The organism is Pseudomonas sp. GW821-FHT11G12 (genome assembly GCF_058808055.1).
Map to the genome: position 1 here is coordinate 649,353 of NZ_JBXARH010000003.1, position 15,019 is coordinate 664,371.

General features: G+C 60.5%; 10 protein-coding genes and 1 rRNA gene. 9 read left to right on the forward strand and 2 right to left on the reverse strand.

The features are described from left to right. Nucleotides 1–27: 27 nt before the first annotated feature. From AC1RR7_RS14160 to AC1RR7_RS14180, 5 genes are all read left to right on the forward strand, one after another. Nucleotides 28–738 carry a GntR family transcriptional regulator gene (locus AC1RR7_RS14160; protein WP_096823043.1) on the forward strand — a complete coding sequence of 237 codons (711 nt, stop codon included), beginning with the start codon at nt 28–30 and terminating at the stop codon, nt 736–738. 754 nt (nt 739–1,492) lie between these two features. Beyond that, entirely contained in the window at nt 1,493–2,266 is a 774-nt protein-coding gene (locus tag AC1RR7_RS14165; RefSeq protein WP_096823044.1) for a DUF3050 domain-containing protein, read from the forward strand. Continuing rightward, complete coding sequence (locus AC1RR7_RS14170) at nt 2,263–3,192, forward strand: diiron oxygenase (protein ID WP_102620530.1); 930 nt, start codon at nt 2,263–2,265, stop codon at nt 3,190–3,192. Before AC1RR7_RS14165 ends, AC1RR7_RS14170 begins: the two co-directional genes overlap by 4 nt. A gap of 13 nt (nt 3,193–3,205) precedes the next feature. Further along, nucleotides 3,206–6,595: an amino acid adenylation domain-containing protein gene (locus tag AC1RR7_RS14175; RefSeq protein WP_493157755.1), complete on the forward strand. Its 3,390-nt coding sequence runs from the start codon at nt 3,206–3,208 to the stop codon at nt 6,593–6,595. A gap of 23 nt (nt 6,596–6,618) precedes the next feature. Then, a complete protein-coding gene (locus AC1RR7_RS14180; RefSeq protein ID WP_192559432.1) occupies nt 6,619–7,086 on the forward strand; it encodes an SRPBCC family protein in 468 nt (155 codons plus the stop codon). Nucleotides 7,087–7,145: 59 nt separating this feature from the next. On the opposite strand, the gene AC1RR7_RS14185 is transcribed toward AC1RR7_RS14180, so the two are convergent. After that, the gene (locus AC1RR7_RS14185; protein WP_085712595.1) at nt 7,146–9,026 is read right to left on the reverse strand and encodes a methyl-accepting chemotaxis protein; all 1,881 of its coding nucleotides are present in this window, start codon (nt 9,024–9,026) and stop codon (nt 7,146–7,148) included. Nucleotides 9,027–9,337: 311 nt separating this feature from the next. On the opposite strand from AC1RR7_RS14185, the gene AC1RR7_RS14190 reads away from it, so the two are divergent. The 4 genes from AC1RR7_RS14190 to AC1RR7_RS14205 all read left to right on the forward strand — a co-directional run bounded on the left by AC1RR7_RS14190 (nt 9,338) and on the right by AC1RR7_RS14205 (nt 14,694). Next, a complete protein-coding gene (locus AC1RR7_RS14190) occupies nt 9,338–9,838 on the forward strand; it encodes a sigma-70 family RNA polymerase sigma factor (RefSeq protein ID WP_192559431.1) in 501 nt (166 codons plus the stop codon). Continuing rightward, complete coding sequence (locus AC1RR7_RS14195) at nt 9,838–10,851, forward strand: FecR domain-containing protein (RefSeq protein WP_102620525.1); 1,014 nt, start codon at nt 9,838–9,840, stop codon at nt 10,849–10,851. Before AC1RR7_RS14190 ends, AC1RR7_RS14195 begins: the two co-directional genes overlap by 1 nt. Before the next feature lie 86 nt (nt 10,852–10,937). After that, a complete protein-coding gene (locus tag AC1RR7_RS14200; RefSeq protein WP_493157758.1) occupies nt 10,938–13,439 on the forward strand; it encodes a TonB-dependent siderophore receptor in 2,502 nt (833 codons plus the stop codon). A gap of 76 nt (nt 13,440–13,515) precedes the next feature. Continuing rightward, entirely contained in the window at nt 13,516–14,694 is a 1,179-nt protein-coding gene (locus tag AC1RR7_RS14205) for a PepSY-associated TM helix domain-containing protein (RefSeq protein WP_493157760.1), read from the forward strand. 73 nt (nt 14,695–14,767) lie between these two features. Here the strand turns inward: AC1RR7_RS14205 and rrf are convergent. Beyond that, nucleotides 14,768–14,883 (reverse strand): 5S ribosomal RNA (rrf, locus tag AC1RR7_RS14210). Nucleotides 14,884–15,019: the final 136 nt, after the last annotated feature.

A 15,019-nucleotide genomic window follows, 5' to 3' on the forward strand; every position in this document is an offset into this window, starting at 1 on the left:
ATTCAGCCGTCAACAGGGTGTGCAGTTGTGACCCAGAAGCCCAAGCCACTCCACAGCATCAAAGTCGAAGGCCCGATTCCCGCGCACCTGGCGCGTTCGGTCATCGAAGAAACCCTGCGCTCGGCGATCCTCGATGGTCGCCTGCCGTGCGGCACCGCCGTGCGCCAGCAAGACCTGGCGGATCTGTTCGGCGTCAGCCGCATGCCGGTGCGCGAAGCCTTGCGTCAGCTGGAAGCCCAGGGCCTGCTGAGCGTGGTTGCGCACAAAGGGGCCGTCGTGGCGCCGCTGATTCAGGGTGACGCGACCGAAACCTATGAGCTGCGCATCCTGCTGGAATCCGAAGCGCTGCGCCAGTCGATCCCGCTGCTGACCCCTGCCGATCACGATCGCGCCGCCGGCTACATCGAAGAGCTGGAAACCGAGCACGACTACACCGAGATCGGCCGGCTCAACCGTCTGTTCCACATGGCGCTTTACTGCAAATCCCCGAACGGCCGACTGCTGCGGCTGGTCGAGGATGGCTTGAATGAAGAGGAACGCTTCCTGCGTTTCAACCTCGAGGCCATGGGCCTGGGCAAACTGTCCCAGGACGATCACCGGGCGCTGCTGCAGGCCGTTAAAGAACGCGACACCCAACAGGCGGTGATGCTTCTGGAGCAGCACCTCAATCGGGGTGTCGAGGTGATCACTCGCTATCTGGCCAGCTCCGCCTCCAAAAGCCGCCAGGCGGCACTCTGAAAGTCCCCTCCCGGGTGAGCCCCCGCTCCCCCGGCGAATAACCCGCTTACAAATCCCCACGCCGGTCACGCTCAATTGCCGTGGCACTTCGGCGCCTGCGCTCTAACCTCCCCCCTGCTTCGAACAGCCCGGAATTTGCACCGCAAGGAAGTCATTTTCGACGATAGCCGCGGCGCCGATTTACGCGCACCCTTGAATCGCCAACCCACTATAGAACGGGGACGCGCCGCCCCGGCAGCAGTCTCCGCACCAGGAACCTACGGAAGGAGCCTTGTCACGGGAAAAGGAAGATTCGCCGCCGTATCAGGCCAACTTCATCCCCTCAGATCATTTCAATTACTTCATTAGAAAGTTGCTTCGAGTGAGGCATTCACTCTTGTTATTCAATTTTGGCCTTTAAACGCCGAAAGGAGCAACTACGCCCAAATAAAACTCAACTTAAAAGTTTTATCAGCCTCGCTCATACTTGAAAAACGGCCAACTTAAATTAATTGAAAATATACTTGTTAAGTTGTTTTGCGATGTATTAGTTTTTCTACGCCGGGTTTTGCAGCGAACCGACAAACCGGCGAGACCCAGCAATATGGCCCAGTTCACAGCCGCCTTCAGCGGTATGCCGTTGTACCTGGGCTTTCAATGAAACTTTAACTTTCATCGAAACGAATGAGGCTATCGCTCGCCTGGAAACTATATCCAACGTTGTTAGCCATTGATTGAGAAGTCCCTATATCCCTATAAGCCAGAGGCTCGCATCATGCCAACTAAAGAACAACTCGCCCAAAAGAAAGCCGAACTCAGCGTTCACCCGATCTTCTCCGAAATCGATTCGCTGTCAGTGTTGCGACGCTTCATGGAGTCCCACGTATTTGCCGTGTGGGACTTCATGTCGCTGACCAAACGACTGCAACAGGAACTGACGTGCACCCGTCTGCCGTGGCTGCCGCCGCGCGATCCGCACGCCGCGCGGCTGATCAATGAAATCGTGCTCGGCGAAGAGTCGGACGATCGGCTGTCACACGGGCATTACAGTCACTTCGAGTTGTACCTGGATGCGATGCGCGAAGTCGGTGCGAGCACCTCGGCGGTGGAGCGTTTCGTCGCGCTGCAACAGGAAGGCGTGAGCTATGACGTCGCGTTGCAAAGCGTCGACGTCGACCCGGCCGCCGCTCAGTTCGTCCGCGACACCTTGCACACCGCGCTGCATGCGCCAGGGCACAGCGTCGCCGCCGCCTTCCTGCATGGCCGCGAGAGCGTGATCCCGACCATGTTCCAGCGCATGCTCGATGCCTGGGGCATCGGTGTCGAACAGGCGCCGACCTTCCGTTACTACCTGGAACGACACATCGAGGTCGACTCCGAAGACCACGGCCCGGCAGCGGAGCAACTGTTGGAGCGACTGGTCGATGGCGATCCGCAGCGTGAAGCCGAGGTCTACGCCAGCGCCGTCGCCGCCGTGGAAAGCCGTATCGCCCTGTGGGACGGCCTGCGCCTGAGCATGCGCGAGCCGTTGGCGGAGGTGGCCGAATGAACGCCGCCGACTACCAATCCTTCGCCGACGCCTGGGAAAGCCGCGCCACCATCCGCACCCGGCCGCGCCGCGTGCTGGAGGACGACGCGCGGCTGATCTACCCGCTCAGTCGCCAGCCGTTGGTGCTCAGTGAAACCTTCCTGCGCGAATGCCCCGAGCAACGGGACTTTGCGCTGGTGCAGACGCTGTACAAATTCATCAACGACGTGGTGATTTTCGAGACTGAGATCGTCGACAAGACCGCCCGCAGCATCGCCAAGAACCGCTTCGCCGTGGCCTTCCCGTTCGCCTGTCGCTACGACGCCATGACTGTTGTCGTTGACGAGGATTACCACGCGCTGGTGGCGATGGATTTCATGCAGCAGACCGTGGCCATGACCGGCATCGAGCCCATCGAGTTGCCGAATGAAATCGAACTGAGCCGGGCGATTCCGGCCGCCGTCGAATTGGCCCCGGAGCACCTGCGCAGCGCCGTGGAGCTGATCTGCGTCGCCATCGCCGAGAACACCGTGACCGGCGATGTTGCGGCATTCGCCCGGGACGACACGGTCAAGCCGTCGATCAAGGGGCTGATGGCCGACCACTTGCTCGACGAGGGTCGCCATTCGAGTTTCTGGGCGCGGATGGTGCGCATCTACTGGCACACCGCAAGCGATGCAGATCGCGAATGCATCGCGCAGATCCTGCCGGTGTTCATCGGCCACTACCTGACCAACGACATCCAGAAGGCATTCGACCTGCGCCTGATCGATGCCTTGCCGGTCAACGACGCAACCCGCCGCGCACTGAAAGACGAGATGGCCGGGCTGGCCTTCCCGATCAATCGCCACCACCCGCTGGTGGGCAACATCGTGCGGTTTTTCCACAACAGCTCACTGCTCGACACACCGTGCGTACAGCACGCCCTGCGCGACTACCTGGTTTGACAAGGAGGCTGACATGAGACGTCTCGACATTTTGCTGATGGGCCGCAGCCAGGCCTTGACCGACCTGGCGCAGGAGCTCGAACAACACGGTCATGCATTGCTGACAGACGCTGTTCCGTCGGTGGATCTGGTAATCGATGACGGCAGCCTTGCGCCACAGGATCACGGCGCGACACCGCACCTGACCTTGCGTCTGGGAATTGGAGCAACAGGCGTCGGCGGACTGCCGGTGCTCGATCTCCTTTGCGTCTGCAACTCGACACTGCTGAGCCGCGTGCCGATTGCCGACGAGCCCTCCGGCAACGGCCAGGCCCTGCGCCAGCGAACACTGGCGCTAGTGGTGGACGAAGTAGCGCTATTGGTCAGCCGTTTCTCCCGCGATGCCGAATACTTCCAGCACGCGGCAACCGCCCGTGCGCCGGACTTCGAGCAGGTGGAAAACCTGCTGTTTCTCGATCATCTGGCCTACGTCCACCGCTTCAATGCCACGGCCAACCCGGCGTTACTGCAACAGGCTCAGACTCCGGTGATCGAGCGGCTGCAACAGAGTCTGATCGAGCATGCGGAGCGCCCAGCGCTGCACCTCGCCGAGCAGTCGATCAGCTATCGCCAGTTGCATGATCACAGCCGGGCGATCCAGCAACGGTTGCTGGCAATGCTGGAGACACAACCGCAACCGTGGGTGGTGGGGATTTGCCTGCCGAAATGCGATGCGCTGTTCGCTTCGATCCTGGCGGTTCTCGGCAGCGGCGCGGTGTACCTGCCGCTGGAGCCGAGCCATCCGCTTCAGCGCCAGCAGTACATTCTGGAAAACGCCGGGGCGGTGTTGCTGCTGCACGACGGCGAACATCTGCTGAGCGCTTCGATGCCGGGGCTGGATGTCAGTCGCATCGACAGCACTGTCGCCGATCTGTCATTGCCGTTGATGCGTCGTCGGCCTGAGCTCGATGCGCCGTGCATGGCGCTCTACACCTCTGGCACCACCGGGCATCCGAAGGGTGTGCTGCTCAGCCAGGCGAACCTTGCGCACTTCACCGCGTGGTACGCCGATTACGTGCAGTTGCACGCCGAGAGTCGGGTGTTGCAGTTCTCGTCGCTGAGTTTTGACTCTTCATTGATCGACATCTTCCCGACCTTGCTCGAAGGCGCGGAACTGGTGGTGCCCGACGACAACCAGCGCCGCGATCCGCTGCAACTGGTGGCACTGATCCGCCGCCGACAACTGACTCACGCCTTCCTGCCGCCAGCGCTGTTGAGCATCCTGCCGCTGGAGCAACTGCAAAGCGTCGGGCAAATCATGACCGGCGGCGATGTCTGCGAGCCGTTCGTGATTGAACAGCTGACGCGCCAGGGCAAGCTGCACAACCTATACGGCCCCACCGAAGCCACGGTGTTGATCACCGCGCGGCAACTGCAACCGGGCGACAGCAATCGCACCCTCGGCGGACCGATCGCCAACAGCCAGGTGCTGATTCTCGATGACGATCTACAACCGGTGGCTGAGCAAACGGTGGGCGAACTGTTCATCGTCGGCCCGGGTGTATGCCTGGGTTACCTGAACAATCCACAGCAGACGGCGGAGCGCTATCTGAACCTGGAATTGCCGGACGGCCAGCGACTGCGCGCCTACCGCAGCGGCGACATGGCCAAGTGGGACGAGGACGGCATCGAGCTGTGTGGGCGCCGCGACAATCAGGTGAAGATCCGGGGTTTCCGGGTCGAGCCGGAAGAGATCGAACGGTGCCTGCGCGAGAGCCAGCTGTATCGGCAGATCGCCGTGGTGATCGACAGTCAGCGGCGGATTCTGGCGTTCCTCGCCCAGCCGCAATCAGACGCCGCCCGCGATGCGCTGAAGGCGCATGCCCAGCAGTTCTTGCCCGACTACATGCAACCGGTGGCGTGGACGGAACTGCCGAACATGCCGTTCGCCGCCAACGGCAAAGTCGACCGCAAGGCGTTGCTTGAACTGCCGGTCAGCGTGCAGGACAGCGGCCCCAAATGCCTCCCCGCCAACGCCGACGAAGCGCTGCTGCTGGAGATCTGGGGCGAGTTGCTGGAGCTGCCGACCAGCGACATTTCCACCGACGAAAGCTTCTTCAATCTCGGTGGCCACTCGATTCTGCTGTCGCGCATGCTCCTGCGTCTGCGGGAGGAATTCGGCCGCAGCATTTCAATCAACCGCTTCATCGAACTGCCGACCATCGCCAAGCTCGCCACGCTGGTGCGCGGCACCGATGACAGCGCGGTACTCAGCGCCCAGGCGATGGCCGACGCCGAGCGACCGCTGGACATCGAGCCGTTGCCGATCAGCCGCATGGGCGATGTGCACAAGGTGATCGTCACCGGCGCCAACAGTTTTGTCGGCGTGCACATCGTCGAGGCGTTGTTGGGTTGGGGCGCCAGCGAGGTGGCGTGCCTGGTGCGCGACGGCGGCGGGCAAACGGCGGCGCAGCGCTTTGCCCATTCGTTGCGAGAGAACCGGCTGGAACATCTGGACCTGAGCCGGGTGCGGGTCTATTCGGCCGACATCACCCGGCCGCAACTGGGCCTGGCCGATAGCGATTTCGAACGACTGGATCGGGAGTTCGGCGCGCTGGTGCACAACGCCGCCAACGTCAATCACGTCCTCGACTACGAGTCGCTGGCGGCGGACAACGTCGAGCCGATTTTCGAACTGCTGCGGCTGTGCGAAGGGCGCAGCAAGAAGGTCTTCAATTTCGTCTCGACGCTGTCGGCCTCCAGCACTGTCGACGACGCAGGCCGGGTGCTGGAATTGCCCGCCGCACCGACGCCGCCGATCTACATCCGCAACGGCTACAACCTGTCGAAATGGGTCGGTGAACGCATCCTCGAACGGGCGCGGGAACGCGGGGTGCGGGTCAATCTGTATCGGCCCGGCAACATCAGTTTCAACAGCCTCAGCGGCGTCTGCCAGCCGCACAAGAACCGTTTGATGCTGATGCTCAAGGGCTCGATCCAGCTCGGGCAGGTGCCGGCCTTCGCGCTGAACTTCGACCTGATGCCGGTGGACTTTCTCGCCCGTTTCATCGCCTTCCACGCCAGCCGTTATTCGGCCGAACGGGCGGTGTTCAACCTGCATAACCCAGAGCCTCTGAGCTGGGATGCCTACGTCGCGTCATTCCGCGAAACCGGCAGCGAGTTTTCGCTGGTCAGCGTCGCCGACTGGCAGCAGCAACTGGGCCGGGTCGATGCCGACAACGCGCTGTTCGGCGTGCTCGGTTTCTACCTCAACGGCTTCGAGGAAGACATCGGCGACATCTCCCTGATCGGCCATGCCAACGCCCAGGCCGGCGTGCAGCAGATGGGCGCGCACTACCCGGAAAAATCCCCGGCGCTGCTGCGTCGTGGCTGCGATTACCTGAAAGAAATCAACTTCATCTGAATCACCCACCAAGGAGCAACACCATGAGCAATCTTCAACCCGACACCCTGATCAAAAACCCTCACGGCTGCCACGTCGTGTCTTCGGTGGAAGTGCCGGTGGACGCCAAACAAGTGTGGGCGGTGGTCGGCAAATTCGACGGCTTCGACCGTTTCATTCCGGCGCTGTCGCACATCGAGATGACCGGTGAAGGCGTGTCTTCGCTGCGCAAGAAGTTCTTCAAGGACGGCAACGTGGTGGTCGAGCAACTCAACTCCCGGGATGACCAGGCGCTGAGCATGACCTGGACCACGATCTACAACACCCTGGGCGTGGCCAATCTGTGGGCGGCGATGAATGTGGAGTCGCTGAGCGCGGGCAAGTCGCGGGCGACCTGGACGATCATTGCCGAGCCGGCCAACGGTGGGCCCGAGGCGCTGCCGGGGTTCAAGGATTTCGTGCAGGGGTTCGCCGATGATGCGATGGGCAATGTGCTGAAGCTGTTTGTGTAAGGCATGAAAAAGCCCGCTGCGGATCACTCCGCAGCGGGCTGTTTTTTGACCGCAAGCGATCAGATCTTGAAGCTGTCGACCAGTTGTTTCAAACGGTTGGCCTGCTGCGACAACGCATCGCAATCCTTCAACGTTTCATTGAGGTTGGCCACGCTCTGCTGGTTCAGCAGGTTGATCTGGTTGACGTCGACGTTGAGGGTTTCCACCACCGCAGTCTGCTCTTCGGTAGCCGCTGCCACCGACTGGTTCATGCCGTCGATTTCGCCGATGCGCTGGGTCACGCTGACCAGACGCAGACCGGCCTGGTTCGCCACTTCAACGCTCTCTTCGCTGGACGCCTGACTGGCGTTCATGGTGGTCACCGCTTCGCGCGAGCCGACCTGCAGCGAGGTGATCATCTTGTGGATCTCTTCCGCCGATTCCTGGGTGCGGTGAGCGAGGTTGCGCACCTCGTCCGCCACCACCGCGAAACCGCGTCCGGCTTCACCGGCACGGGCCGCTTCGATGGCCGCGTTGAGCGCCAGCAGGTTGGTCTGCTGGGAGATGCCTTTGATCACATCGAGAATGTGGCCGATGTTATCGGTGCTCGCATTCAGGGTTTCGATCTGGGTGCACGACAGGCTGATCTTTTGCGACAGCTCGGTCATCGCCTGAATCGTCTGCTCAACCACCTGACGACCGTCATCGGCCTGCTCGCTCGCGCCGCTGGCGTGTTGCGAAGCATCGGCCGCGTTGCGGGCGATTTCCTGGGTGGCGGCGCCCAACTGATTGATCGCGGCAGCCACGCTGTTGGTGCGCGCGCTTTGCTCGTCGGAACCGATGATCGAGGCGTTGGACGATGCCATCACCCGTTGCGACAGGTCGTGTACGTGGCGAGTCGCGGAAGACACTTCGGAGATGGAGGCGTGAATCCGCTCCACGAACTGGTTGAACGAACTGCCCAGCTCGCCGAACTCGTCTTTGCTTTCCACTACCAGACGACGGGTCAGATCGCCTTCGCCCTGGGCGATGTCCTGCATCGCACGGCCCATGGTGATCAGCGGACGCATCAGCACGGTGATCAACAGGCTCAGGAAGACCGCAATCGCGCCCACTGCGACGAACATCGCGATCAGTGCCGAAGTACGGAACTGGCTAAGTGCGGCGTAGGCCTTGTCGCGGTCGATCGACAGACCGATGTACCACTCGGCATTCGGCAGACCGGTGACCGGGGTGAACGACAGGATGCGCTCCTGACCGTTGAGCACCACGTTCTGGTTGCCCTTCTGGATACGCACATCAGCGTTCGGGTAGATGTCCTTGAGGTTCTTCATCACCTGGTCTTTGTCCGGGCTGACGATCACCTGACCGTCACCGCTGACCAGGAACGCGTGGCCCAGGCCACCGAAGTCCACCGAGTTGATGATCTTCACCAGGGTTTCCAGGCTCAGGTCACCGCCCACCACACCGAGCAGCTCGCCGTTCTTTTTCACTGGCATGGCGATGGTCACCACCAGACCGCCGACGGCAGCCATGTAAGGCGGGGTCAGCATGGTCTGGTCAGCGGCCACGGCCTGCTTGTACCAGGGACGCTGACGCGGGTCGTAGCCGTCCGGCATCTTCGCGTCAGGGCGCTGGGTGAACACACCGTTGGCCTGGCCGACGTAGGTGAACTGGAAGTTCGAGGTGAAGGCCGGTTGATCGACCAGCCCCGGGAAATCGGCGTTCTTGCCTTGATGAGCGACGTTCTGCGCGAGGTTTTCCAGCACCAGAATCCGCCCGCTCATCCAGTTCTGCACACTGCTGGCGGTCAGGTCGCCGGCCTGCTGGACGGAGGACTGGAGGTTCTGGCGAATGGTGTTTCGCTGCAGATAGTCGTTGTACAGAGTGAATAGCGCGAACGCCAGGACCACGACGCCCGAGGCGGCCAACAGGATTTTATGGCTGAACTTGAGATTCATTTCATGGGACTTCTTATGCCAAAAGTGGGGATGCGTTCCGGATGCAACATTCCATGTACAGCGCAGGCAGCGTTCTGATGGCCGCTCTACTTTGGTGCACGCATGTCTCACCAGTCTGTCGGCACGCTTCGGAGAAAACTTAGCGCTTTGTAGGAAATGGACGGCATTTCTGCCAGATTCCCGCCGAACGGCGTGCCAGAGCGTTCGCCTGTCATTTTTTGATGACTGTTTTGCAGCGCCGGTTGCAAATTCTGTAACCCTTGATGACAATGCGACTAATTATCATTTGTGACGTTCGGGCTGTCGCGTTCATGTCCTCACCTGAGTTTGCAGTACAGGCGCTTTACAGTCGTCATCACGGCTGGCTCAACGGCTGGTTGCGCGCGCGGCTGGGCAATGCGGCCGATGCGGCGGATCTGGCCCAGGACACGTTCGTTCGCCTGCTGCAACGCACCGAACGTCTCGAACTCAAGGCACCCCGCGCGTTTCTGCGCACCATCGCTCGTGGATTGGTGATCGACCATTGGCGTCGTGAGGAAATCGAACGCGCGTATCTGGAAACCATCGCCCACTTGCCGGAAGCCGAAACACCCAGCGCCGAATCCCGCGCACTGGTGATCGAGCTGCTGGAAAGCATTGCCCGCATGCTTGAAGGACTGAAGCCAAAAGTACGTCAGGCGTTTCTCCTGGCGCAGTGCGAAGGATTGACCCACAAGCAGATCGCCGAGCAGATGGGCCTGTCCTTGCGCTCAGTGGAGCGCTACGTCGCCGATGCGCTGTATCACTGCTACGTGCTGCGGTACGAAAGCTGATGCCGGTGGATAACGTGTCACTCGCCCGTCGCGCCGAGCCACCGCAACAAGTGGTCAAACAGGCGATCCACTGGCTGCTGCGCCTGCGCAATAACCACGGCAATCCGCGCCTGAACCACCAATGCGAACAGTGGCGCGCCGAACATCACGATCACGAACTGGCCTGGCAGCGGGTGCAGTCGTTGCAAAGTGAGCTGACCCAAAATCTGCGCGCCGTTCCGGGTGCGCAAGTGGCATTCAACACACTGGAAAACAGTGCACAGAGCCTGGGTCGCCGTCAGGCGTTGAAGCTGCTGTCCGGCGCGTTGTTGATGGGCTCCGCCGCGTGGCTGGCCAAAGACACGTCAGCCTGGCAGCAATGGAGCGCCGATTACGCTACCGCCACCGGCGAGCGCCGCGGATTCCAGTTGCCCGACGGTACGCGGATCGAACTGAACACGGCCAGCGCCGTGGACCTCGATTACACCGCGCAACAGCGGCTGATCAAACTGACCCGGGGCGAGATCATCGTGACCTGCGGCGGCGCCGACGAAGGTTCGGGGATTGATCGACCGCTGCGAGTGCAAAATCGTCATGGCAGTTATGAGCCGTTCAACGCGCGGTTCATCCTGCGTCAGGAAGGTGATTGCACGCGCCTGAGCGTCACCAGTGGCCGAGTCGCGATTCATTCGCCGCGGACGAGCGATGGCGCTTCCACCGAGGTGCTTGCCGGTCAGAGTTACTTGATCGATCACCATCAGGCGCGTCCCGCTCCGCCGCTGGACATGGATGCCGGCGCCTGGATCGACGGGCTTATCGTGACGCGCAATATGCGCCTGGGTGACTTCCTCAAAGAGGTTGGCCGCTACCGTCAGGGCTTCCTGAATTGCGCCCCGCAGGTGGCGGATCTGCGCTTGTCCGGCGTGTTCCGCCTCGATGACACCGACAAGTTGCTGGCGATCCTGCCGCAAACCCTGCCGGTGCAATTACGTTATCGCACCCGCTGGTGGGTCACGCTGGAACGAGCAGTCTGAAATTTTTTGGCGGGTTTTCGTGGCAAGGCCGGCTTAGTCAGTAAGCACTTCAATTCAGCCTTCGCGACTTGCCACGGAAACCTACAATGACTGCGCGCGTTATCTGTAAGAACCCTCTGAATTTCACTGCCGAATCGGGCCTTCTGCGCCACGCCGTTCGGGCCGCGTTGTTCTCCACGGCACTGGGCGTCGGCCTGCTGCCGAACCTGAGCGTCGCGGCGAGCGGCAGTGAGGTCAGCAGCCATCGCTACAACATCGCCGCGGGGCCATTGGGCGAGGCGCTGAACCAGTTCGCGCGCCAGGCCGGCATCACGTTGTCGATGACCCCACAGCAGACTCAAGGCCGGCAATCACCCGGCGTACAGGGCGAGTATTCGACCGATCAGGCACTGAGTCATCTGCTCGGTGGCTCAGGGCTGGAGGCGGTCAGTCAGGACGGCAGCAGCTATGTGTTGCGCTCCGTCACGGAAACCGAAGCCCTGGCCCTGCCGACCACTGACATCAAAGGTTTTGCCCTCGGCAACGCGCTGGGCAGCATGGACGGCTACAACGCAACGCACAGTCAGATCGCCACCAAAACCAGTACCGCGCTGCTGGAAACTTCGCAAAGCGTGTCCGTGGTCACCCGCGAGCAAATGGACGATCAGGGCTCGCAAACCGTGTCCCAGGCCATGCGCTACACCCCCGGTGTGCTGACCAACCCCTATGGCGCCACGCACCGTTACGACTACGTGGCGATGCGCGGCTTCAACGATGGCTCGGTGGATAACATCTACCTCGACGGCCTCAAGTCCATGGGCGACAGCGGCACCTACAGCACCATGCAGGTCGATCCTTATTTCCTCGAGCGCGTGGACATTCTCAAAGGCCCGTCGTCGGTGTTGTACGGCCGCAGTTCACCGGGCGGGCTGGTGGCGTTGACCAGCAAGAAACCGCTGTACGAGGCCTATCATCAGATTCAGGCCACCGTTGGCACTCAGGGCCAGCGCGGTGTTGGTTTTGACTTCAGCGGCCCGGTCGATGACGACAAGCGCATCGCCTATCGTCTGATCGGTTTGACGGATCAGTCCGACACGCAATTCGACCACAACAAGGAAAAACGCTTCGCTCTCGCGCCGACGGTCAGCATCGATTTCAACGAAGACACTTCACTGACCCTGCAGGCGTATCTGCAACATGACCCGGATGGCGGCTATCACGGTGGCGTGCCGGCCGACGGCACGATTCATCAGCGCAACGGCAACCGGATCTCACCGCACTTCTTCGAAGGCGAACCGGGAGTCGATGGTTACTCCCGCGATCAGCAGTCGTTCGGCTATCAGTTCGAACATCGCTTCAACGACGTCTTCACCGCGCGGCAGAACTTCCGTTACCTCGACTCCAAAGTGAACATGGATCAGGTGTACGCCTATGGCTGGACGTCGCCGACCAGCAACGAGCTGAATCGCTACTACACCGGCGGTGACGAGCGACTGCATGCGTTCATCGTCGACAACATGCTCCAGGCCGAATTCTTCACCGGTGCGACCAAGCACACGGTGCTGATGGGAGCGGATTACCAGCGACGCAAAACCGTGGTCGACTGGACCAGCGGTGGCCTGGCGCCGATCAATGCGTTCAACCCGGTGTACGGCAATTCCGCTATTACGCCGTACGGTGAGACCAGTTACCTGCGACGCCTGGAGCAGACCGGGGTTTACCTGCAAGACCTGATTGAGATGGACAAATGGCGTTTCTCCCTCGGCCTGCGGCAGGACTGGGTAGAGACGTCCGAGGAAAACCGGATTGCCGAGGCGAGCCGTCCGGTCGGCACCGAGATCAGCGACAAGCGCACCAAACTGACGGGCCGTGTCGGGGCGCTGTACCTGTTCGATAACGGCCTGGCGCCGTACATCAGCTACTCGGAGTCGTTCAACCCCAACTCCTATGCCGACAGTGCCGGTAATCCGCTGGCTCCAACGGATGGCACGCAGTGGGAAGCGGGTCTGAAATACCAGCCACCCGGCACCGACAATCTGTTCACGGCCTCGCTGTTCCGTATTGATCAGGAAAACCTGGCGACCAAACTGCCGCAGGAAAACTTCTATCGCGCTGTAGGCGCTGTCCGCTCTCAGGGTCTGGAACTGGAAGCGCACATGCAGTTGACCGATAACCTGAAAGTGCTCGGTAGCTACACCTTCACTGACATCGAGTACTCGAAGTCGATGGTCAGCACCCTGAGTACCCCGACAAACGTGATCGAGAATAAAGGCAACTCGCCAACCCAGGCACCGCGTCACATGGCATCGCTGTGGGCGGACTACAAGTTCGACAGTGCGGCGCTTGATGGCGTGCGAGTGGGCGGCGGTGTGCGTTACGTCGGCTACAGCTGGGCGGATGCAGAGAACACCATGAAGGTGCCGTCCTACACGTTGTTCGACGCGTCGATCGGTTATGACCTGGGCAAAGTTGGCTTGAAGGGTGTGGACGTACGCCTGAATGCGAACAACCTGACCAACGAATCCTACGTGGCCTCCTGCGCCAGTCTGAACTTCTGCTACATGGGCGAGGAGCGCAACGTCGCCGCCACGGTCAGCTACCAGTTCTAAGCCTTTGTCTTGTGCATAAAAAAGCCAGTCCCTGAGATTCAGGGACTGGCTTTGTCGTATTCGTGGGGAAAATTTCATGCGTTCGTTTCTGGTTTTACTGCACCGGTACATCGGGTTGGCCACGGCTGTGTTTCTGCTGCTGGCGGGAATCACCGGGAGCATTCTGGCGTTCAACCATGAGCTGGATGAGTGGCTGAATCCTGGGTTTTACACGGCGTCGGCCGAGGGGCAGCGTCTACCGCCAGGTGAGCTGGTCGATGCGGTGCAATCGGTACATCCGAGGCTGCAGGTCTGGTACATGGAGTATCCGAATGAGGCAGGTCACACAGCCTTGCTGGCGGCGGTTCCACGTAATGATCCGGCGACGGGCAAACCGTTCGATGAGCGTAATCAGGTGTTCTACCTCGACCCGGTCAGTGGCGAGCGAAAAGGCCAGCGTTACTGGGGTGAGTGCTGTTTCCAGCGTGAGAACTTCATTCCTTTCATTCTCGAGTTCCACTACAACCTGACGCTGCCCGGGAACTGGGGTTTGCTGTTGATGGGATTGGTGGCCATTGCCTGGGTGATCGATTGCTTCATCGCTCTCTGGCTGACGTTGCCTCGGGGTAAACCGTTCTGGAAGAAGTGGTCGACGGCCTGGAAGATCAAGGGCGGGCATGCCTATCGGCTCAACTTCGATCTGCATCGCGCGGGGGGCCTGTGGCTGTGGTTGTTATTGTTGCCGATAGCCGTCAGCAGCGTGGCCATGAACTTGCCGAGTCAGATCTTCAAACCGGTGGTATCGCTGTTCTCTCCGATTGAACCGAGCGTGTATGAGGCCCGAGGGCGGATGCCTGCCGACGAACTGGGGTTCACTCGACTGAGTTATCAACAGGCCTACGAAAGGGCGCAGCAGGAGGGAAAAAGGTTGGGACTGACTGCGGCAATCGGTGAGTTGTATTACAGCTTTGAGTACAACTTCTACGGTGCGGGGTTTGGACAGCATGACACCGAGGCCCATGGTAAATCCTGGTTGTTTTTCCACGGTACGGACGGGCGATTACTGGGGCAGGAAATCGCAGGAGAAGGGACGTTGGGAGAGCGGTTTTATCGGTTGCAGTTGCCGATACATGGAGGACGGATCATAGGCTTTACCGGGCAAGTGATGATCGCGGTATTGGGTGTTCTGATTGCGGGGTTGTCGGGGACTGGCGTCTACATCTGGTGGCGCAAATGGCAGGCTCGTCGAAGCAGCAAGGCACGCAGAGCGGTTTGAAGATCGGACTTTTGCAGGCTCTGAAACGACAAAACCCCTGTCTGCGTTAGCAAACAGGGGTTTCGGAATTTAATCTTGACGATGACCTACTCTCACATGGGGAAACCCCACACTACCATCGGCGATGCATCGTTTCACTTCTGAGTTCGGGATGGGATCAGGTGGTTCCAACGCTCTATGGTCGTCAAGAAATTCTGTGACCAGCCCGTTACCACGGTAACGTGCCAGCAAAAACGGGAACTTCTACTAAAACAAAACCCCAACTGCTTTCGCAATTGGGGTTTCGGAATTTAATCTTGACGATGACCTACTCTCACATGGGGAA

Excerpts from the sequence above, each read along its gene's own strand:
- AC1RR7_RS14165 (WP_096823044.1), top strand. The coding sequence starts at position 1,493 with ATGCCAACTAAAGAACAACTCGCCCAAAAGAAAGCCGAACTCAGCGTT.
- AC1RR7_RS14180 (WP_192559432.1), top strand. The coding sequence starts at position 6,619 with ATGAGCAATCTTCAACCCGACACCCTGATCAAAAACCCTCACGGCTGC.
- AC1RR7_RS14170 (WP_102620530.1), top strand. The coding sequence starts at position 2,263 with ATGAACGCCGCCGACTACCAATCCTTCGCCGACGCCTGGGAAAGCCGC.
- AC1RR7_RS14175 (WP_493157755.1), top strand. The coding sequence starts at position 3,206 with ATGAGACGTCTCGACATTTTGCTGATGGGCCGCAGCCAGGCCTTGACC.
- AC1RR7_RS14190 (WP_192559431.1), top strand. The coding sequence starts at position 9,338 with ATGTCCTCACCTGAGTTTGCAGTACAGGCGCTTTACAGTCGTCATCAC.
- AC1RR7_RS14205 (WP_493157760.1), top strand. The coding sequence starts at position 13,516 with ATGCGTTCGTTTCTGGTTTTACTGCACCGGTACATCGGGTTGGCCACG.
- AC1RR7_RS14195 (WP_102620525.1), top strand. The coding sequence starts at position 9,838 with ATGCCGGTGGATAACGTGTCACTCGCCCGTCGCGCCGAGCCACCGCAA.
- AC1RR7_RS14200 (WP_493157758.1), top strand. The coding sequence starts at position 10,938 with ATGACTGCGCGCGTTATCTGTAAGAACCCTCTGAATTTCACTGCCGAA.
- AC1RR7_RS14185 (WP_085712595.1), bottom strand. The coding sequence starts at position 9,026 with ATGAATCTCAAGTTCAGCCATAAAATCCTGTTGGCCGCCTCGGGCGTC.